20 protein-coding genes are annotated in these 19,117 nt (G+C 63.7%); 12 read left to right on the top strand and 8 right to left on the bottom strand.

Annotation, left to right across the window (positions count from 1 at the left end; all coding sequences use genetic code 11):
- Window positions 1-9 precede the first annotated feature (9 nt).
- Window positions 10-651: a helix-turn-helix domain-containing protein gene (locus SLQ33_RS22060; RefSeq protein ID WP_319456018.1), complete on the top strand. Its 642-nt coding sequence runs from the start codon at window positions 10-12 to the stop codon at window positions 649-651.
- Window positions 652-757: 106 nt separating this feature from the next.
- On the top strand, window positions 758-1,954 hold the full coding sequence (locus tag SLQ33_RS22065) for an acyl-CoA dehydrogenase family protein (protein ID WP_319456240.1): 1,197 nt from the start codon (window positions 758-760) through the stop codon (window positions 1,952-1,954).
- Window positions 1,955-2,194: 240 nt separating this feature from the next.
- On the opposite strand, the gene SLQ33_RS22070 is transcribed toward SLQ33_RS22065, so the two are convergent.
- Complete coding sequence (locus SLQ33_RS22070) at window positions 2,195-2,701, bottom strand: nuclear transport factor 2 family protein (protein WP_319456019.1); 507 nt, start codon at window positions 2,699-2,701, stop codon at window positions 2,195-2,197.
- Window positions 2,702-2,867: 166 nt separating this feature from the next.
- On the opposite strand from SLQ33_RS22070, the gene SLQ33_RS22075 reads away from it, so the two are divergent.
- The 6 genes from SLQ33_RS22075 to SLQ33_RS22100 are packed head-to-tail and all read left to right on the top strand — an operon-like array spanning window position 2,868 to window position 7,096.
- Window positions 2,868-3,575 (top strand): hypothetical protein, encoded by a 708-nt coding sequence (locus SLQ33_RS22075; protein ID WP_319456020.1) that lies wholly within the window; start codon window positions 2,868-2,870, stop codon window positions 3,573-3,575.
- The gene (locus tag SLQ33_RS22080) at window positions 3,572-4,405 is read left to right on the top strand and encodes a hypothetical protein (RefSeq protein ID WP_319456021.1); all 834 of its coding nucleotides are present in this window, start codon (window positions 3,572-3,574) and stop codon (window positions 4,403-4,405) included. Before SLQ33_RS22075 ends, SLQ33_RS22080 begins: the two co-directional genes overlap by 4 nt.
- Window positions 4,402-5,028 carry a heme-copper oxidase subunit III gene (locus SLQ33_RS22085; protein WP_413467695.1) on the top strand — a complete coding sequence of 209 codons (627 nt, stop codon included), beginning with the start codon at window positions 4,402-4,404 and terminating at the stop codon, window positions 5,026-5,028. Before SLQ33_RS22080 ends, SLQ33_RS22085 begins: the two co-directional genes overlap by 4 nt.
- A gap of 2 nt (window positions 5,029-5,030) precedes the next feature.
- The gene (locus SLQ33_RS22090; protein WP_319456022.1) at window positions 5,031-5,327 is read left to right on the top strand and encodes a cytochrome C oxidase subunit IV family protein; all 297 of its coding nucleotides are present in this window, start codon (window positions 5,031-5,033) and stop codon (window positions 5,325-5,327) included.
- Between the two features lie 33 nt (window positions 5,328-5,360).
- Window positions 5,361-6,230, top strand: coding sequence for an SDR family NAD(P)-dependent oxidoreductase (locus SLQ33_RS22095; protein WP_319456023.1), 870 nt, complete (start codon window positions 5,361-5,363; stop codon window positions 6,228-6,230).
- Window positions 6,227-7,096, top strand: coding sequence for an SDR family oxidoreductase (locus SLQ33_RS22100; protein WP_319456024.1), 870 nt, complete (start codon window positions 6,227-6,229; stop codon window positions 7,094-7,096). The genes SLQ33_RS22095 and SLQ33_RS22100 overlap by 4 nt, the downstream gene beginning before the upstream one ends.
- 56 nt (window positions 7,097-7,152) lie before the next feature.
- Here SLQ33_RS22100 and SLQ33_RS22105 read toward each other — a convergent pair whose 3' ends face one another.
- The 6 genes from SLQ33_RS22105 to SLQ33_RS22125 form a co-directional block, all read right to left on the bottom strand.
- A complete protein-coding gene (locus SLQ33_RS22105; RefSeq protein ID WP_319456025.1) occupies window positions 7,153-8,454 on the bottom strand; it encodes an NAD(P)/FAD-dependent oxidoreductase in 1,302 nt (433 codons plus the stop codon).
- Between the two features lie 7 nt (window positions 8,455-8,461).
- Complete coding sequence (locus SLQ33_RS33640; protein WP_413467696.1) at window positions 8,462-8,656, bottom strand: 4Fe-4S binding protein; 195 nt, start codon at window positions 8,654-8,656, stop codon at window positions 8,462-8,464.
- Between the two features lie 344 nt (window positions 8,657-9,000).
- Window positions 9,001-10,557, bottom strand: coding sequence for a FadR/GntR family transcriptional regulator (locus SLQ33_RS22110; RefSeq protein ID WP_319456026.1), 1,557 nt, complete (start codon window positions 10,555-10,557; stop codon window positions 9,001-9,003).
- 154 nt (window positions 10,558-10,711) lie between these two features.
- Window positions 10,712-11,974 carry a cytochrome P450 gene (locus SLQ33_RS22115; RefSeq protein ID WP_319456027.1) on the bottom strand — a complete coding sequence of 421 codons (1,263 nt, stop codon included), beginning with the start codon at window positions 11,972-11,974 and terminating at the stop codon, window positions 10,712-10,714.
- A 294-nt stretch (window positions 11,975-12,268) separates the two neighbouring features.
- On the bottom strand, window positions 12,269-13,015 hold the full coding sequence (locus SLQ33_RS22120; protein ID WP_319456028.1) for an SDR family NAD(P)-dependent oxidoreductase: 747 nt from the start codon (window positions 13,013-13,015) through the stop codon (window positions 12,269-12,271).
- Window positions 13,012-13,776 (bottom strand): SDR family NAD(P)-dependent oxidoreductase, encoded by a 765-nt coding sequence (locus SLQ33_RS22125; protein WP_319456029.1) that lies wholly within the window; start codon window positions 13,774-13,776, stop codon window positions 13,012-13,014. The genes SLQ33_RS22120 and SLQ33_RS22125 overlap by 4 nt, the downstream gene beginning before the upstream one ends.
- 147 nt (window positions 13,777-13,923) lie before the next feature.
- Between SLQ33_RS22125 and SLQ33_RS22130 the strand changes: the two genes are divergently transcribed.
- Genes SLQ33_RS22130 through SLQ33_RS22145 form a run of 4 tightly spaced genes read left to right on the top strand, consistent with a single transcriptional unit; the run spans window position 13,924 to window position 17,421 of the window.
- A complete protein-coding gene (locus SLQ33_RS22130; protein WP_319456030.1) occupies window positions 13,924-14,823 on the top strand; it encodes an ArgK/MeaB family GTPase in 900 nt (299 codons plus the stop codon).
- Window positions 14,824-14,883: 60 nt separating this feature from the next.
- Window positions 14,884-15,297: a Zn-ribbon domain-containing OB-fold protein gene (locus tag SLQ33_RS22135; protein ID WP_319456031.1), complete on the top strand. Its 414-nt coding sequence runs from the start codon at window positions 14,884-14,886 to the stop codon at window positions 15,295-15,297.
- Window positions 15,298-15,309: 12 nt separating this feature from the next.
- Window positions 15,310-16,455, top strand: a complete 1,146-nt coding sequence (locus SLQ33_RS22140; RefSeq protein WP_319456032.1) for a thiolase family protein — start codon at window positions 15,310-15,312, stop codon at window positions 16,453-16,455.
- Window positions 16,456-16,512: 57 nt separating this feature from the next.
- On the top strand, window positions 16,513-17,421 hold the full coding sequence (locus SLQ33_RS22145) for an enoyl-CoA hydratase (RefSeq protein WP_319456033.1): 909 nt from the start codon (window positions 16,513-16,515) through the stop codon (window positions 17,419-17,421).
- A gap of 86 nt (window positions 17,422-17,507) precedes the next feature.
- Here SLQ33_RS22145 and SLQ33_RS22150 read toward each other — a convergent pair whose 3' ends face one another.
- The gene (locus SLQ33_RS22150) at window positions 17,508-19,109 is read right to left on the bottom strand and encodes an FAD-dependent oxidoreductase (protein WP_319456034.1); all 1,602 of its coding nucleotides are present in this window, start codon (window positions 19,107-19,109) and stop codon (window positions 17,508-17,510) included.
- Window positions 19,110-19,117 lie beyond the last annotated feature (8 nt).

Genomic DNA, 19,117 nt, shown 5'->3' on the forward strand with positions numbered 1-19,117 from the left:
TCTGGCGGAGTGACCAAGCCCGTCTCACGCGCTCGACGATCGCAGGTCAGTCGACGGGCTAGCAGCCACGCGCTGATCTTGGACGCAGCCGTTGAGCTTCTGGTCGAACGCGGCTACAGCGGCACGACGACGGTCGCGATCCAGGACCGTGCCGGTGTTACCCGCGGCAGGCTCCTGCATCACTTCCCTTCGCGTGAGGCCTTACTCGTCGCCGCGGCACACCATCTGGCGGACGAACGAATCTCCGACATGGAGCAGTGGTTTGAGCGCATTAAAGACTCCGCTCCTGGCGGAGGCGCCAGAGTGGATCGCGCTATCGCTCTGCTGTGGAGCACCTTTCGCCAACCCTACTTCTGGGCCGCCATGGAACTCTGGTCAGCTGCACGTACCGACGAGAAACTGCGTAGCGAACTTGCCGGGGCCGAACACCGTTTGGGCCGAGCCATCCAGCATGTCGTCGCCACGATGTTTGGCCCCGTCCATAGCAGCCACCCGGAGTTCGACGACCTACGCGAGTTGCTATTCAGCAGCATGCGCGGAGTGGCCCTCACTTACTCGATCATTTCGCGCGAACCGGAGACGGACCCGCATCTGACCATTTGGCGAACAGCCGCGCGTCGAACGCTGGGTGTTGCGCTTGATGGAGCATAAACCAGTCAAAACTGACTGGTATTGTGCAAAAATGTCTTCAGAACCGCCGATGACCATTGCTGACACCACCCGGGCGGCACCCGTCGTACCGCGGACTCAGGAGCGGATGACACACGACGTGTGGCTACCTGCAGAGATCGTTGAACTGCGCGCCCAGGCCCGTGCCGCCGTCGAGAGCCGACTCGTCCCATACGCGCGCGAGATCGGCCAGCGTGAGGAGTCCCTCGATAGCTTTCCCTGGGAAGCATTTCGAGGCCTCGCCGACGAGGGCCTGTTCGCCGTTCCCTTCGGCGCGGATTACGGTCGGGGACTAGAGCATCCGATGCTCGGCACGTGCACCGTCACCGAGGAGATCGCCTACCACTCGTCGTCGATGGCGGGCGTCTACGACGGACAGTGCATCCTCGTCCCTCAGACGCTGACTTTCGCCACCAAGGAGATGCGGGCCCGGCTCATTCCGGAGTTGATCAGCGGACGGACGGCATTCTCATTCGCCACCACCGAGCCGGATACCAGCTCTGATCTGACGGCAGAGCGCATGCAGACCATCGCAGAAGAGACGCCCGACGGCTTCGTGGTCAATGGGCGGAAGCGTTGGATCACCAACAGCGTTGTGGCTGGCTGGGTCTCGGTGTTGGTGCGCTCGGGCGCTGGTAGCAATCGGGCGACGATGCTGTTGGTCGACCTGTCTTCGCCGGGTGTCCGGATCGGCGCACCGGATCTGAAGATGGGGCATCGTGGACAGATCACCGCCGACATCGTGTTCACCGACGTCTTGGTTCCCCACGAAAATCTGTTGGGCACAGCGGGGAACGGCCTGAGCGTCGCCTTATCGGCGCTGGTACGCGGACGAGTCGGAATCGGCGCTGCCGGTGTGGGTGTCGCCCAGGCAGCCTTGGACCTCGCGGTCGAACGGTTGCGCACACGCCATGTCTTCGGCGGCCCCCTGGGTGCCATGCAGCACTGGCAGTTCACGATGGCGCAGCGGGCCACGGAGATCGAGTGTGCCCGAACCCTCTATCAGAAGGCCGCTACGTTGCTCGATCGTGGTGATCGCAGTGCAGAGCCCGAGGCGGCGATGGCCAAAGCGTATGGCACGCGGTTGGCGAATGACCTCGTACGCGAAGCCATCCAGATTCATGGCGCGCTGGGTTTCGCCCGTCAGGTGTCCGAAAGCGGCGAGTCGGTGAGGTTGGAAGAGATGTACCGCGATGCGAAGATCCTCGAGATCTTCGAAGGCGCCAATGAACTGCAGCAGTGGATCATCGCCCGCCAGCTGATCGGGCGCGACGTCACCGGGTAGCGCTCCAACACGAAGACATTGGATTGGATGTCGGCAATGCGCGACGAACGATTGGAGGTGTTGCGAGTATGCGCCGGTCGTAGCGACGACGACTGGATTGGCCCCATCTCTGCGAGTACCTGGCGGGTGGAAGACGGGTTGACTCACCCGGCACAGTCGCCGTCGACGATACTACGGATGTCTTCATTACATCACCTACCTTCGAACTCAACGGTCGATTAGTGCTGTCCCGCAAGGGCACTAGGTAGCGCGGCCCGCCAGCGGCGAATCGAGACCAGGACCGTCGGTGGGGAACGGCAAGGCGGTGACGGTGTCGTCGGCGCGAATCAGCAGCGGGTCGTAGCGGCGGTGGCTGATGAGCCACGTGCCCGCCTCCCGCACGTACTCGTCGTGGTACACACCCGAAACCGTCAAGTTGGCTCCTCCGGAGCGTTGGCCCGTCTCCTCGACGAACCAACGTCCTGTGGCGTGGTCGGGATCTGCCGCGTCCAGGACGACGACGCCCGACAGAAGCCCCTGGATGAATGCATTCCAGTCCTCGAGCATCGTGGTGAAAAAGGATGCGACCGCATCGCGTCCCTGGTGGTTGCCCATTGCAGGGGAATGCCATTCGCCGTCGGAGGTCAACGTGCTTGCGACGCCGGCGGGATCCCGACGCGACGACGCGTCGGCGTAGCGGTGCACGACGCCGCGGATCTCCATTTCATCGGCCAGCTGGTCGTGGGTCTGTCGCACGGCCTCCGTCATCGGTGATCCTCCTTCGTTGGGCCGGTCCTCGTGGCTGCGCGGTCCCATGCCGATTGCTCCGTGCAGAGCGTATCAGAGAAATAGTTGACTAGGTCGCCTGTCTGAGGTTAGCGTCTGCGCGGAACGCTGATTCGCGACGGAAGCGTCGAAGTGAGGATTTGAGACCATGAGACGAACCGACGGCGAGTTGATCCTGTTCTGGACCTTGCCCGCGATGGCGGCCATCTGGATCTCGGCGTTCTTCTTGTTCCCGGGCTTCGTCCATCCGATGTCACCGACGATGTCAGCGGAGGAAGTCGCTGCGTTCTATCGCGACAACACCGGGCGCATCCGCTTTTCCATGATCCTGTTCAACTGGTTCTGCGTCTGCCTCATCCCGGTGCTCATGCTGCTCGTGGTCCAGATGCGCAGGATGGCCCACCGCACACCGATCTTTTCCTACTGCATGCTTGCCTGCGCGGCCGGCGGCCCCACAATCTTTCTCCTCGCCAACCTCTTCTGGCTCCTGGCCGCCTTCCGGCCGGAACGCGCGCCAGCGCTGACTCAGATGTACAACGACCTCGCGTGGGTGACCTTCAGTATTCAGGTGCCGTACCTCATCATGCAGAGCGTCCTGCTCGCACTAGCGATCTACTGCGACCGCCAGGAACGCCCGGTATTCAAGCCGTGGGTCGCATATTTCAATCTTCTCGTCGCGGCCGCGCTGGCGCCCGCTGCCTTCACCGGACTCGCGTTGGGGGGACCCATGGCCTGGGACGGGTTACTGCCGTTCTGGGTCAAGAACATCACCATTGGCGTCTGGATCGCCGTCATGGGAGTGGTTATCGGCCAAACCATTCGGCGTCAGCGTGTCGAGGATGAGGTGACGGTATGAGCGCACCCTCGGCAGAATCGGTAGCACCACTCGAGCGGCCTTCGGGCTCGCCGATCGCGCGGTTCGGCTGGCATTGCCGCAACAATCCGAAGCGCGAGTTGTGGTTCGCCTGGTGGGCGACGGTCGTCTTCTACAACTTTTTCACCGTGTCGTTCTTCATCCTCAGCCGCACTCAGCCGCCGGCCAACCCCGCGTTGGACGCCGAGGGTGCTGCACAGTGGTTCCGCGACAACCACTACGGCATCCTCGTCGGCTTCGGCATCATGTTCCTGGTAACCGGCATGACGGCACCGCAGAACGCCCTCATCGCCTATTCGATGCGGCGCATGTCGATCACGCCGGCCTTCGGGTATTCGTATCTTGTGCTCTACGCGCTCAGCGCGGTTCCCGGCATGCTGCTGCTGTGCATCGTGCTCACCGTCGGCGCCATGCGGCCCAACCGCGATCCTGAGCTTCAACAGTGGCTGTTTGACCTGGCGTTCCTGTCCTACGTCGGGACCATGGGTGTGTTTCTTATCGGCTCACTGGTCTGGATGGTCGCCATCCTCATCGATAAGAATCGCGTATTCCCGAAGTGGTTTGGCTATCTCAACCTGTGCAATGCGCTCACGGAGGTCGTCGTTTCGCCGGCGTGGATCTTCCACAACGGCGTCTTCGCCTGGAACGGCCTAATCGCGTGGTGGATCGACATGGTCGTATTCGGTATCTACACAGGCGTTTTCATCACTCTGCTCAGACAAATGATCAGGCGCGAGGACTTCGGCACCGGACCGTTGCCAGATCTCGCGCCGAAACAGAAGGCCGATGAGATTCTGGCGGCGGCGCGATGACGAACCTTGCAGGTGCCGGCTCCACAGCACACCAAGTCGACGCGCAGCCCGCATCAACGGACGTGGAGAAAGCGGGCAAGTTCGTGCCGGGGCAACCCGACATGTGGGCCTTTGTTCTCTTCGAAACGCTCGTTTTCACAAGTTATTTCGTCGTCTACCTGCTCTTCCGCACTCACGACCACCAGGCGTTTCTGGAATCCCAGCAGGATCTGGACCTGCGGATCGGGGTGTTCAACACCATCGCTCTGCTCACCAGTTCCTGGGCGGTAGCCCGATGCGTCCAAGCGTCCCGTGAGGGGCGTTACCGGGCTGCCTTGACGAATGCCTTCCTCACCATGTTTTTCGGTGTCGTGTTCTTCGTGTCGAAGGTGCTCGAATGGGTCAACGAGATCCGAATGGGCAACGGATTCACCACAAGCGAGTTCTTCCAACACTATTTCTTCCTGACCTCGATCCACTGCCTGCACGTGTTGATCGGATTCGTCGTACTGGGTGTCGTCGTCTACCAGCTGTGGAGTCCCAAGCGGCGATCCCAGGAACTCGTCGAGACTGGGGCCACCTACTGGCACACCGTCGATTTTCTTTGGGTTCTCATCTTTGCACTGCTCTACGTCGTGAGGTGATTGTGAACGCCGCTGTCAACAAGAGACTGCTGATCGTGTGGGTGATCCTGTCGTCGATGACGCTCCTCTATCTGTGGCTGGACCGCTCTGTCGATCTCGACGGGGTACTGAGCCCAAGTGCGGCGGTTACGACCAGTGTGATCGTGATCGCGCTGATAAAGGTACGCATCATCTTTCGGGAGTTCATGGAGGTGAGGCACGCCCCCGCCTTGCTGTGTCGTCTCACCGACGCGTGGGTCGTCCTCATGGGCGCGTGCCTGCTGGGCGCCTACTTCATCGGTTTAGCAAGTTCTAGTTGAGTGTTAATCCCAGAAGGGTCAAGGAAACTCACAATGCCTGACAAGAACCAGGCTCCCGTGGCCGTCGTCACCGGCGCAAGCCGGGGAGTCGGTCGCGGAGTCGCGATTGCGCTGGGCAGCCACGGCTGCACGGTTTACATTACCGGTCGTTCGCAGAAGACAGGCCAGACCGAGAACCTCCCCGGCACCATCTACGAGACTGCGGAGGCGGTGACCGCTGCCGGCGGTATGGGAATCGCCATTGCCTGCGATCACGCCGACGACGCCCAGACTAAGGCCGTTTTCGACCAGGTTGAGCGAGAGCAAGGCCGACTCGACATCCTGGTGAACAATGCGGCCAAGGTGAGTGATCTCATCACCGAGCCGGGCGGGTTCTGGGAGAAGCCGCTGGATCTCGTCGACCTGCTCGATGTCGGCCTCCGCAGCGCCTACGTCTGCAGCTATTACGCCGCTCCGATGATGGTCCGTCAAAAGCACGGGCTGATGATTTTCACTGGAAGTCAGGGCGGTGTCTGCTATTTCATGGGGCCGGCCTACGGCGCACACAAGGCGGGCGAGGACAAGTTCGCCGCAGATATGGGGTATGAGCTCAAGGACCACGGCGTGGCGGCGATCTGCATCTGGTGCGGTGGAGTCCTCACCGACAGGCTGAAAAGGATCCTGGGCTCGGCCCCTGATGCCTTCGCAGGTGTTGCGGAGATGTGTGAGACGCCGGAGTTCACCGGGCATGTCATTTGGGCGCTCTACGACGACCCGAAACTCATGGAGCGAAGCGGTCAGTCGTGGATCGGCGCGGAGTTGGCCATGGAGTACGGCATCAAAGACGAGGGTGACCGTCAGCCACCGAACATGCGCGAGATGCTTGGTGTCGCGCCGCGCCAACAGCCGTGGCCTACGTCATGAGACTCAAGGACCGCGTCGCCGTCATCACCGGCGGTGCCAGCGGAATTGGATTCGCGTCAGCACTGCGTTTCCTTCAGGAAGACGCAGCTGTCGTCATCGCCGACTACAACGCCGCGACCGGTGAAGCTGCCGAATCCTTGGCGCGTCGCCAAGGATTCCATCGCGTTGACTTCATTCGCACGGACGTGTCGAAGGAAGCCGACGTTGAGGCGATGATCGCCAGAGCCGTGGATCACTTCGGTGGTGTCGACATCGTGTTCAACAATGCTGGCATCACGGGAGCGATCGGTCCACTGACCGAAACAACGGTCGAGGACTGGGATTTCACATTCGACATCATCGTCAAAGGTGTGTTCCTCGGCATCAAGCATGCCGCACGGGTCATGCGGGCTCGCGGCACCGGGGGCGTGATCATCAATACGTCGTCGATCGGTGGGTTCAGCGGAGACGCCGGTCCCTTGGCCTACTCCGCGGCGAAAGCCGCCGTTATCAATCTCACCCGATCCGCCGCGGTCGAGCTGGCACCCGATCGCATTCGCGTCAACGCGATCTGCCCTGGCTTCATCGCGACGCCGTTGGCGGCCGGCGGTGCCGATATCTCTACCGTCGAAGGTGAATTCGCTACCAAGCAGCCCTGGCCCGAGGCCGGCCTCGGCGATCACGTCGCCGGTGCTGCATTGTTTCTCGCAAGTGATGACGCCACATTCGTCACCGGAGAGAGCCTGGTCGTCGACGGTGGCCTGCTCGCCTCGGGCCCTGGTGTGTCTCGGGAGATTCCGGAGGTCGCTGGCAGGAATCTGAAAATTGCTGGCGTGCACAAGGGATCAATCGGCGAGGAACATGAACTGCGAGTGTTGGAAGCGTGAGGCTGCGTCGGGTCGACTCGGCGGTGAAGCGGACGTTGATGACTTTGGATCAGTAATCACTCGACCGGGCGCGGTTGGTAGCGCCGCATAACATCCTCTGTTGCCAGTCGAGCGCTCGTCACCGATGCTGGCGAACCAAACCAGCCGAGGGGTGCGGAGGTATCTCCCACCTGGTACAGCCCCTCAACGGGTGTCTTTAGCGGCAGGCCGTAGCCCGAGTGGGTTCCGTACTCGGGCCAATCGCCGTGAAACGTATCGACACGCAGAATCTCGGCACGCTCCTCGAAACCGGGGATGAAATCGGCCAGATCCTGCAAGCACAGTTTTATGTCGTCTTCGAAGTCAAAGGGCGGATAGGCGGACGCGGGGAAGGCGAATCCCGCCAGCAGGTGCTTCCCTTTCGGGGCGATATGCGGATTGTTGTTGCTGGGAGTCCAGACCAGAAGCATCCGGCGAGCCTCGGTCAGAAGCCGAACCTGCGAATTCTCCATCAAGGGTTCGTCGCTCGTAGCCGCGACGCGAATGATCGGCACGGACTTGAGGTCCTCCACCTCCTTGACATACCCCGTCGAAAGATTCTCCTTGCCTACCAGCTCTACGGTCTGCCGCGGTCCCGCATTACTGATGACGGCCTGGGCTTGAATCTCGCATTCTTTCCCGCGCCTCATGACAACCGCGCCTGTTGCTTTCCCGTTGTCGACGTTGATCCGGGCCGCCGGACAATTTCTCCACACCTCACCGCCACGCGCCCTGATGGCTTTCACCAAGGCATCGCTCACGGATCCGCCGCCGTGCACCGGAAATCCGCTCGTCTTCAGGCCTGCCTTCTCCGTCTCCGCGACCATGCGGAAATACGCTCCTGCGGGAATCTCACCGAGCCGCAATCCGAAGATCGACGTCACCAGACATTGGAAGACTGCCAGCAGGTCGGGGTTGTCCGTATATTGCAGGATCCAGTCGAGGAAGGACATCGAGCTCGATGGTTCAGCCCATGTGACGGCGTTCATCATCGCCTGAAAGACGCGACCCATTTCCGCCTCGTCTCGACTGGCTTCACTGATCAGCGCAACCATGCCTTCGGCACTGGCAAACGGATACTCCTTGCCCTTGTAATGGACCACGAGCAGCGGATCGACGGCACGGAACTCGAAGTCGACGCCGACTTCGCGGCACAAAGCGCCGTGAACTTCGTCCACCACTAGCGATACGCCGGTATCGATCTTGTAACCCTGAAAATCGAGCGTGGCGCATCTGCCACCGAAGAACGGCAGCTTCTCAGCGACAATGACGCGATAGCCCGCGTGGCTCAACAGGGCGCCTGCGGCAAGTCCCCCGATGCCACTGCCGATGATTGCCATATTGTACTTATATTGCTGCACTGTTAATTTCCATCGCTGCTGGGGATATGGCATTTACCGGACATCCGTGCACGCATTTCATGCAATCTATGCACGTGTCCGCGACCTGAATTTCGTTGAAGCCCGTGAGGCAATCATCCACAGGGCAAAGGCAAACGCAAATGCCACAGCCGACACACTTTTCTTCGCTGATTTCAATCATGTCCCGAGCGCACCTCGTTTCGGTTGGTCGTCGGCTAGGACGGTTCGAGGTCTGTCAGCCTGTTCAGCAGTCCGTGTATGCGAGTGTGGTGCGGAGGAACGAGTGTCGCGAGGTGGCGCTGAAGCGGACTGGGCGCGAAAGAAGTCGAGTAGAACGCGCTCAACGGTGCACTCTGAAGCCACAGGTATAAAATAGTTGACTAGGTCGAGTGTATCAACTGTTGGACAGATTCGGTGGGCATGGTGGGTGGAGCTCGCGACGACTTGCACGCCGCCTGGCCAACATCTACGCCGCCGGTGCACGCGGCCGATCGATCAACGTCGCGTAGGCCTACTGCGCGGAAGTCAATCCATCAGCTCCCGCAGCAGCCGTTGACCGAACTCCGAATCCTCCATGAGGGCGTTGACTTTCAAGCACTCTGCCCAGACTTCGCTTGCACGAGCGGAATCGTGTTCGGATGCGGCCACGACAAATTGAGCGAAGAGACGCTGAATCTTCCGATTGGTCTTGTGCACCCAAGGCAGGTCCTTCACGTCTGCGATGACGGCCGATTCAACACCGACACGTATCCAGTGCAGGATCTCGGCGATCACGGTGAGGGCTGGATTCCTGACGGCAGAAAAGGCCATGCCTTCGGCCTCCCGCCATGTCGTGACGAACCGCGGGGTGTCCTCAGTCGAGACGGCCAACTTAGCGTTCATGGCGTGCAGCGCGTCGAGCTGCTTCGCATTGATGCGGGAGGCGATCAATCCGATGATGGAGGGCTCGATCAGCCGCAGCGCGCGGAAACAGTCGGACACTGTGATTTTGCGAGATTCGAGGACGGTGCCAGACAACTGGGCGGCGATTTGAGTAGACGGCGTGCGGATGGAGGCTCCGCTCCGATCGCCAGTCCGGAGGTCGAGAAGAAATTCCATTTCCAGGATTCGCAGGGCTTCACGCAAGGTCGGTCGCGAGATGCCGAACTCGTCGGCCAGTTCCGGTAGCGGCGGCAGCCGGTCACCATCGTTCAGGCAGCCCTCGGCGATGCGTGCACGAATCTCGGCGGCGACAACCACTGCCCGTCGGGGTGCCGGCTCCGTGCCGGCCCGTCCGGCCTGTGCTCTCCAGAGCGGTGCCATGTCGATCGGTTTACGACTAATATTGCGGCTCACCAGCATCCGGCCTGTGGTGAAGAGGTAGTCGCTCCATGCCGTCTGAGCGAGGGAGGCATCGCCGCGCCGGGCGGCGTCCAGGAAAGCGCTGTGGCTGACGATCACTCGGCGGGCGATCTGCGCTGCCGACCCGTCCTCGTTCGCATCGATTGCCGCGTACACCTGTCCGGCGTAGATGTCACGGAAGACGCCGGCGATGACCGCGAGCGTCTGGTTGCCGGACAGCTCAGTGACGGCTTGATCGAACGCCGACATGGCAGTGACGAACGCGAACGGATCTTCCTGGGCGGCGCGCTCGGCGTCATGTAACTCGACGAGGATCTCCAGATCTTCGGAACTGACGCGTTTCGCGAGCTGTGCGGCGGCCGGAGGTTCGATCACCGATCGAACCTCTTCGAGGTGCGCCAGCGTGGTCTTGCGCAGCTGCAACAGCAGCGCAACATACCGACCGACCGCCTCCAAACCAGGTCGACGGACAACGGCGCCGCCGCCCCGCCCGCGCTTGATCTCGACGAGTTGCTGGGATTCGAGAATGCGCAGCGCTTCACGCAGCGTCTCGCGGGATATCTGCAGCTGTGCGGTCAGGTCCGCCTCTGGGGGCAACTGCTGGTCGGTGGCCAAATGACCGTCGAGAATCTGCCGTCGAAGGTCGGCCGCAAGCAGGTGCGAGACCTTCTGAGTGTTTCGGCGGGCGATAGGTCCCAGAACAAAGGAAGGTGGGTCGGCTTCAACGTTCGACTGCGTCACAGCCCTCCTTCAGCGGCGCGCCCACTACCTTATCTGGTGAGCTAGCCAGGCTTAGCCGATGACAGCACCGAACGTCGTTCGCTCCTGGAATTCCTCAAGCCCGACGACGACTACCACTTCTGAGTCCTGCCGACGGAGTTCACGCCTGCCGTCGTCAGGCGGGCGTGAACTCAATGTGCAGTTCCTTGAGCCCGCGGGCGAAGAAGGCCGGTTCATATGAGTAGCGGCGATCGCCGACCGGTCCGTGGTGCTTCTCGGAAATCCTGATGTCGGCGATCCGGGCCAGCACGCGTTCGATCGTGACGCGGCCTTCGACACGGGCCAACGACGCGCCGGGGCAGGAGTGGATGCCGCGCCCAAAGGCGACATGCTCGCGGATGCTTGGGCGGTCGATGCGAAACTCGTCCGGCTCGTCGAAACGGGCCGGGTCGCGGTTGAATGCCCCCAGCAGCAGCATGACCGTGCGGCCCGCGGGCATCGGCACGCCGCCGATGGTCGTGGTCTTGCTCGCCAGCCGGAATTGACTCTTGATCGGGCTTTCCATCCGAAGCGTTTCCTCGAGGAAATTCGGGATAAGGCTGGTGTCGTTGCGAAGCTGCTCCTGAAGCTGCGGGCGCTCGGCAAGTGCGCGCACTGCAAAGGCGAGCATGTGGGTGGTGGTTTCCTGTCCTGCGGCGAACAGGAAGGTGGCTAGGTGGACGACGTCAATGACCTCTGGAGTTGACTCGTCTGGATACTTCGCCTGGGCGAGTGAGGTCAGCACATCGTTGCGAGGGCTGCGTCGGCGGTCCTCGACGTAGTCGGCGAAGCTCTGTTCAAGGAATTCCAACGGATTGTGGGCAATCTCCTGGGCGTGCCCCGCTTCGCTACGCGACGCGGCAAGATTCTCACGGAACGTGTCGTGGTCCTCGGCCGGAACGCCGAGAAGGTCCGCGATGACGAGCATCGAGACGGATCTTGCGTACTCGCCCAGGAAGTCGCCTTTGCCGGGCGGAACGAACTGGTCCAATTGGCGGTCGGCGAGCGACCACATGAACTCCTCGTTCTCCTTCATGCGCCGCGGCGTCATCAGCCTGCTGAGCAAGCCGCGAACGTTGGTGTGGCGGGGAGGATCGAGGGTCGCCAGATAACCGCTGAAGGGCATCTCATCGCGGTGTTGCGCGATCTGCTTGGTGATGTCATCGCCGGTGGGTTCGAATGGAAGTGGAGTGAACGGGCCGAGCACCGTGTTGCAGGCCGAGAACCCGGCGACGTCCTTGTAGACCGACATCGCCGCCTCATAGCCGGTGACCGCCATGATGCCGCTCTCTGGGTCGACGCTCACCGGGCACTGTGAGCGTTGCGCGGCGTAATAGCCGTATGGGTCGTCGATCAGGGCTTCGTTGGTGAAGAAGTCACTGGAATCGAACTCGCTCACAGGAGTACCTCCGGGCTGTTACAAGAATCCGCTTAGCTGCGGAATCATTAAATAGTTGACTAGGTCCAGCATATCAGCTTGCACCTATCGGATAGGCCTGATGAGGTAGCCGATGCATCGAGGTAGTCATGCGAGGTGACGGCGTTCGGGCCCCCCTTCGTCGGCTGGGGCTAACGCCAGAGAAGCCTTTGCGAGTCTCGCAGTATCGACTGTGCCCAGCCGAGATCCCGCCGCGGCGACGATCGCGCTAAGGCGCAGAAGCGCGATCGTCGGTTATCGGCGGACTGCTCGCGCTTAGGAGACGAGCTCTTCTGAACGCTGGATGGTGCCGGTGATGCCGGAGCCATCCTGTTGGGCCAGCAAGACCGCAGCATTACCCATCGCCTCGGGTGGTTCGACCATCTCCGGCGGGATCTCGAAGCCACCGCCGCCGGCCTGCCAGCCCTCGGTGAGCACCACCCGCGACGGGCTGAGGCAGTTGACGGCGATGTTGTCGGGCCTGAGGTCGGCGGCCAGTCCGAGGTACAGCCGCTCGGCCGCGGCCTTGGACACCCAGTAGGCGTTGGCGCCTTGATCGGTCATCGTGACGCCGGTGGTGGTGATCGCCATCAGCGAGCCGCCGCCACGTGCTCGCACGTGGGGGATGACGGCCTTGGTTACTAGGAAGACGCCGGTGAGGTTCACGTCGAGGCACAGCTTCCAACGCTTGAGTGGCGTGGATTCGATTGGGCCGAGCCACAATACGCCGGCATTCGCGACGAGGATGTCGATGCCGCCGAACTCCGCGACCGTCGCCTCCACCGCGGCGTTGACGGAGTCCTCGCTGGTGACGTCGCACGGCACGGGGATGGCGCGCCCGCCCGCCGCGACGATCCCGTCGGCGACCGATCCGATGGTGCCAGGCAGCTTGCCCTGCTCTTCGGAGCGCGCGGCGACGGCGACGGCGGCACCCGCGGCGGCCAGTGACTTCGCGATCGTCGCGCCGATGCCACGGCTGGCACCGGCGACGAATGCCACCTTCCCGTCGAGTGGTCGAGTCACTTGGGAGGGAACCGCAGCGCGCCGTCGAGGCGGATGATCTCGCCGTTGAGGTAGTCGTTCTCGATGATGCTCTGCGCCAGTTGGGCGTATTCGCCTGAGCGGCCCATGCGCTTCGGGAACGGAACCTGCGGACCCCAGTACTGCTCGAGCTGATCGCCCGCCTTGCCGTACGCCGGGGTGTTGATGGTGCCGGGGGCGATGGTGACGACGCGGATGCCCAACGGCGACAGGTCGCGCGCCGCGACGAGGGTCATACCGAGCACGCCGCCCTTGGCTGCCGAGTAGGGGAGTTGGCCGATCTGCCCTTCGTATCCGGCGATCGACGCGGTGTTGACGATGACGCCGCGGGCGCCCTCCTCCAGCGGTTCGGACTTGGCGATGGCCGCCGCCGAAAGCCGCATCACGTTGAACACCGCGGTCAGGTAGAACTCGATGGTCTTCTTGAAGCCGTCGAGATCCAGTGGAGAGCCGTCCTTGCCGATCAGCCGACCGCCGCTGGCGGGGCCGCCGTGGGTGTCGACGGAAATGCGCAGCGGCGCAAGCGAAACCGCCTCCGCGATCGCGGCGTTGACGGACTCCTCGGACGTCGCGTCGGTGGGCACATAGCGCACGCCGAGCTCGCTCTCGAGAGCCTTGCCCTTCTCGTCGGCTAGGTCGGCGACGACGACCTTGGCACCTGCGTCGTGCAGGCGGCGCACGGTCGCCTCTCCCAAGCCGCCCGCGCCGCCGACGACGATCGCAGAACTCCCGGCGATTTGCATGTGGTTCCCCTTCTTGCAACTGACGCTCTCAAACTGAGAGAATAGCATTCTCATTCATGGTCGAAATGGAGTCCGCACATGCCTGAAGCTGTCATGGGTTCGGCGACCGTCATCGACGTGTCCGCTGCGTAGACTCACCCGCACCTGATGACCATCGAAGAGCTCATCGCAGCGGCGCGCAACGGTTCCACCAGGGCGGCCGGTCGGCTGCTGAGCCTGGTCGAGAGTGCGCGTCGCGACGAAGTACTGGCCGCCATCGGTCACCACACTGCGCGCGTCATCGGGATCACCGGCCCGCCGGGTGCCGGGAAGTCGACGACGATCGCCGTGCTGGTCGCCGCGTATCGCGCGCGGGGGCTGCGGGTCGCCGTGCTCGCCGTCGACCCGTCGTCGCCCTACAGCGGCGGCGCACTGCTCGGCGACCGCATCCGGATGGCTGCCCACATCAACGACAGCGACGTGCTCATCCGCTCGGTCGCGACCCGCGGTCACCTCGGAGGCTTGGCGGAGGCGGTACCCGCCGCGATCGGCGTGCTCGCGGCGCTGGCGTACGACCTGGTCGTAATCGAGACGGTCGGGGTGGGCCAGTCCGAGATCGAGGTCGCCGCGGTGGCCAATCCGACCGTCGTCGTGCTCAATCCCGGTGCGGGCGATGCGGTCCAAGCGGCCAAGGCGGGTCTGCTGGAGGTCGCCGACATCGTGGTGATCAACAAGGCGGATCGCGAGGGCGCCGATCAGACGGTGCGTGACCTGCACGCCGAGACCAGCGCGCCCATCTTGAAGATCGTCGCAGCCAAGAACGAGGGCATCGCCGAGTTGGTCGACGCCATCGACGCCCATCTCCGTTCCGACAGTCCCGAGCGTCGGGCGGCCCGCGCCCGCGCCCAGATCCTGTCGCTGGCGCAGAGCGCGCTGCGCAGGCGGCCCGAGTTGGACGCGCTCGCGGCCGAGGTCGCCGAGGGCCGGGTGGACGTCTACACGGCGGCGACATCGCTGTTCACCAGCGCAGATGCAGATGAGAATCAGCTTTCCACTATGCAGGAATGATGTTGTACGATTCCGTGAACGTATTCTTGCGCCCGATTTTCGTCCCGTGAGGAGCCCTACATGCAGAAGGCAATCGACCCCGGAATCTCCACGTGGCCGGAGGAGAACCCTCAGCTGATCGGCAGCGGGTGCGGCGCGTGCGGGGCCACGGTGTTCCCACGCCAGTCGCACTGCCCGAAGTGCAGCAAGGCCGACATGAGTGACGTGCTGTTGCCGCGCCGCGGCACGGTGATCGCGTGGACCACCCAGGGCTTCCCGCCAGGGGCCCCTTACGCCGGGCCCACCGGCAAGGACTTCGTCCCGTTCGGGGTCGGTCTCGTGCAACTGGGTGACGTGGTGCGCGTCGAGGGTCGGCTCACGGAGAACGACCCGGAGAAGCTGACGTTCGGCATGGAGGTCGAGTTGACCATGGTGCCCTTCGCCACCGACGCCGACGGCAACGAGATCGTCACCTTCGCGTTCCAGCCGGTCTAAGGGAGTACTGACATGACCAACGACGTAGCCATCATCGGGGTCGGACTTCACCCGTTCGGCCGGTTCGACAAGACCGCCGTCGAAATGGGCGCCGAGGCAATCCACCTCGCGCTGGCCGACGCCGGACTCGGTTGGGAGGACATCCAATTCGGGTTCGGTGGCAGCTACGAGGTGTCGAACCCGGACTCGGTGACGCGGCTCGTCGGACTCACGGGCATCACGTTCACCAACGTCTTCAATGCCTGTGCCACTTCGGCAAGCGCCATCCAGCAGACCGCCGACACGATCCGGCTGGGCAAGTACGACATCGGCATCGCGATCGGACTGGACAAGCATCCGCGCGGCGCCTTCACCGACGACCCCGCCAAGCTGGCGCTGCCACAGTGGTACGCCGAGAACGGCCAGTTCGTCACCACGAAGTTCTTCGGCATCAAGGCCAACCACTACCTGCACGAGCACGGCATCTCCGAGGAGACGCTCGCCCGGGTAGCCAACAAGAACTTCCGCAACGGTGTGCTGAATCCGAATGCGTTCCGCCGCAAGGAAATTTCCGTCGACGACATCATGGCGTCGCCGGTGCTGAACTACCCGCTACGGCAGTTCATGTTCTGTGCGCCCGACGAGGGCGCGGCCGCCGTCATCATGTGCCGCGGCGACCTCGCCCACAAGTACACGAAGACTCCAGTCTTCGTACGGGCCACCGAGATTCGCACCCGCCGCTTCGGCGCCTACGAGGTGCATGCCACGTCGGCGCCACTCGAAACGGACACGTCGCCCACGGTGTACGCGGCGAAGGCGGCCTACGAGGTGGCCGGCATCGGACCCGAGGACGTCGACATCGCGCAGTTGCAGGACACCGACGCAGGCGCCGAGGTCATCCACATGGCCGAGACCGGTCTGTGCGCTGACGGCGACCAGGAGAAGCTGCTGGCCGATGGTGCCACCGAGATCGGCGGCGAGCTGCCGATCAACACTGACGGCGGGCTGATCGCCAACGGCGAGCCCATCGGCGCGTCCGGCCTTCGGCAGATGCACGAACTGGTCCGCCAACTCCGCGGCGAGGCCGGCGACCGCCAGGTTCCGAACAGCCCGCGCGTCGGATTGGCGCAGGTCTACGGCGCGCCGGGCACCGCGTCGGCGACCATCCTGTCGCTGTAATCACCGCGGCAGTACCCGCTGCGGTAATGCCATTCTCATGGGAATAGAGTGCGATTCATGGCTGACTTTCGCTTCGTGACGTACGAGACCCTCGACGAGGGCACGATCGCCCGCATCATGCTGAACCGACCGAACCAGCGCAACGCCCAGCAACGCGGCCTGCTCGTCGAGTTGAACGAGGCCTTCCTCAAGGCGGAGGCCGACGACAACGTCCGCGTCGTCATCCTCGGTGGCAACGGGCCGATGTTCTCCTCGGGTCACGACCTGGGGTCGAAAGACATGATGGCGGAGTACACGCCCGGCCCGGATCAGCACCCGAGCTTCCGCGAGAACGGCGCGACGCGCGAGGGTGCCGAGAAGCTCATCCTCCAGGAGTGGCACTACTTCTTCGAGAACACCCGCCGGTGGCGCAACCTGCGCAAGATCACCGTCGCGCAGGTGCACGGCGACGTCTACGCCGCCGCGCTGATGCTGATGTGGGCGTGCGACCTGATCGTCGCCGCCGACAACACCACCTTCGCCGACGTCGTCGGCACCCGGCTGGGCATGTGCGGCGTCGAGTACTTCGCTCATCCGTGGGAGTTCGGGGCGCGAAAGACCAAGGAGCTCATGCTCACCGGCGACTCGCTGTCGGTGGAGGAGGCGCACGCGCTCGGCATGGTCTCCAAGATCTTCCCCGCCGACGAGCTGGCCGACAAGACCCTGGAGTTCGCCCGTCGCATCGCCAAGGTGCCCACGATGGCCGCGCTGCTGATCAAGGAGTCGGTCAACCAGACGCAGGACAACCAGGGCTTCTACAACTCGCTCAACGCGTGCTTCACCATGCACCAGCTGAACCATGCCCATTGGGCCTGGGTCCATCAAGGTGGCTTCCCGGTGGCGAATGAGACCGACGGGCTTCCGAACTGGCGCGAGGCGCCGCCGGTGGTGCCCGCCGTCAAGGACAAGGTCCGCGCCGACGACTAGGTGCTCCTCGCGTTGAGGTAGCGCCTACGTGGCAGAAGTGCGAGTAGGGCTATCTGTGAGCGCTATGTCAACGGAGGACGACGGCGTCAGGACTTCGTGACGGCCAGTCCGGCGCGGTAGCCGAACACCATTGCGGGGCCCAGGGTTCCGCCCGCTCCGCCGTATGCCTTGCCGGTCACGCCGGCCATCGCATTGCCCACGGCGTAGAGCCCCGGGATCGGATCGCCGCTGACGTGCAGCACGCGACCGTCGGCATCGGTGCGCGGCCCGCCCTTGGTGCCCATTGCGCCGACGGTGACCGGCACCGCGAAGTAGGGCGGCGTATCGATCGGGCCCAACGTCTGCAACGCCGGGGTGGCCGCCGAGGTGTCGCCCCAGTAGCCGTCGTAAGCGCTTGAGCCACGGCCGAAGTCGGGGTCGACCTCGTTCGCGACGCCGTGATTCCAGGCGGCGACGGTGCGGGTGAGCCCCTCGACGGCGATCCCGGTCTTCTCGCTCAGCTCGGCGAGATCGGCGGACTTGCAGTACCAGTCGGGCACCACTCCGTCGGGCTCGACGCCGAGGAAGCCGTACTTCTTCAGGTGCAGGGAGTCGAACACGATCCACGCCGGATCGTTGACGTACCCGAACCGCGGATCGAGGTGATGGAACGGGCCCGCCATCGAGTTGTACTCGCCCGCTTCGTTGAGGAACCGCTTGCCCGCGCGGTTGACGATGATGCTGCGCGGACGGGTGCGCTCGAGCCGCACGCTTCGGCTGCGCTGATGCCCGTCGATGGTGTCGCCGGGCAGCTGAACTATCGGCACCCACCACGCCTCGCCCATGTTGGCCAGGTCGGCGCCATGCGCCATCGCCATGCGCAGGCCGTCGCCGGTGTTGTTCGGCGGCGAGACAGGTCCGTGCATCGGCCCGCGAAGGTAGGCCTCCACCAGGGTCGGGTCCCACTCGAAGCCACCGGTGCCGAGGATCACGCCGTGGCGGGCACCCACGCGAATGTCCGTGCCGCCGTGGTCGATTCGTACCCCGACGATGCGCCCGTCGGACGCGATGAGCTCGACCGCGCGGGCCTCCGTCACGGGCGCGATGCCGTGGTCCAGCAAGCCCTTCAGCAGGCCAGCGATGAGCGCGGTGCCCGCGACGCAGTAGTCGCCGTCCATGTCGTCGACGGACGCGTGGATCCGCGCCCGCGTCTCGGCGTCGATGCCGACATTGCTGAAGTCCACCGGGAACGACGTGATGCGGTCGCTCCATTCGCCGAGCCGGGCGAGGTCGAACGGCTTCGCGTTGTGCGAGCGGCCACCGGTGGGCCTGCCGCCGGGAAGTTCCGGCTTGTAGTCCGGGAAGCCCGCGGCGATCTCGAACTGCAACTCGCTGTGCGCCTCGACGAAGTCGAGCATCTCCGGGCCGGTGCGCACGAACGTCTCGACGAGTGCGGTGTCCATGGCGCCGAGGGACTGTGCCTCGAGGTAGCGCATCGCATCCTCGACCGTCAGCTCGCCGTCGGGGGAGCGGTGATGCGCGGGGATCCAGACGATGCCTCCAGATACCGCCGTGGTCCCGCCGACCGTCGCGGCCTTCTCGTAGACCGCCACCGAGGCGCCGCCGACCGCGGCCGTCAGCGCCGCGGTGAGGCCCGCGCCACCCGTACCGAGTACGACGACGTCGACTTCGTTGTCCCAATCGGACACGCTCTCAA

Origin of the sequence: Mycobacterium sp. RTGN6, assembly GCF_033804605.1 — a bacterium.
Classification (GTDB): domain Bacteria; phylum Actinomycetota; class Actinomycetes; order Mycobacteriales; family Mycobacteriaceae; genus Mycobacterium.

What these genes read in the sequence shown, in the direction of transcription:
- SLQ33_RS22095 (WP_319456023.1), top strand. Translation starts at nt 5,361, where the DNA reads ATGCCTGACAAGAACCAGGCTCCCGTGGCCGTCGTCACCGGCGCAAGC.
- SLQ33_RS22080 (WP_319456021.1), top strand. Translation starts at nt 3,572, where the DNA reads ATGAGCGCACCCTCGGCAGAATCGGTAGCACCACTCGAGCGGCCTTCG.
- SLQ33_RS33640 (WP_413467696.1), bottom strand. Translation starts at nt 8,656, where the DNA reads ATGATTGAAATCAGCGAAGAAAAGTGTGTCGGCTGTGGCATTTGCGTT.
- SLQ33_RS22075 (WP_319456020.1), top strand. Translation starts at nt 2,868, where the DNA reads ATGAGACGAACCGACGGCGAGTTGATCCTGTTCTGGACCTTGCCCGCG.
- SLQ33_RS22130 (WP_319456030.1), top strand. Translation starts at nt 13,924, where the DNA reads ATGACCATCGAAGAGCTCATCGCAGCGGCGCGCAACGGTTCCACCAGG.
- SLQ33_RS22145 (WP_319456033.1), top strand. Translation starts at nt 16,513, where the DNA reads ATGGCTGACTTTCGCTTCGTGACGTACGAGACCCTCGACGAGGGCACG.
- SLQ33_RS22085 (WP_413467695.1), top strand. Translation starts at nt 4,402, where the DNA reads ATGACGAACCTTGCAGGTGCCGGCTCCACAGCACACCAAGTCGACGCG.
- SLQ33_RS22065 (WP_319456240.1), top strand. Translation starts at nt 758, where the DNA reads ATGACACACGACGTGTGGCTACCTGCAGAGATCGTTGAACTGCGCGCC.
- SLQ33_RS22140 (WP_319456032.1), top strand. Translation starts at nt 15,310, where the DNA reads ATGACCAACGACGTAGCCATCATCGGGGTCGGACTTCACCCGTTCGGC.
- SLQ33_RS22100 (WP_319456024.1), top strand. Translation starts at nt 6,227, where the DNA reads ATGAGACTCAAGGACCGCGTCGCCGTCATCACCGGCGGTGCCAGCGGA.
- SLQ33_RS22125 (WP_319456029.1), bottom strand. Translation starts at nt 13,776, where the DNA reads ATGCAAATCGCCGGGAGTTCTGCGATCGTCGTCGGCGGCGCGGGCGGC.
- SLQ33_RS22135 (WP_319456031.1), top strand. Translation starts at nt 14,884, where the DNA reads ATGCAGAAGGCAATCGACCCCGGAATCTCCACGTGGCCGGAGGAGAAC.
- SLQ33_RS22070 (WP_319456019.1), bottom strand. Translation starts at nt 2,701, where the DNA reads ATGACGGAGGCCGTGCGACAGACCCACGACCAGCTGGCCGATGAAATG.
- SLQ33_RS22105 (WP_319456025.1), bottom strand. Translation starts at nt 8,454, where the DNA reads ATGGCAATCATCGGCAGTGGCATCGGGGGACTTGCCGCAGGCGCCCTG.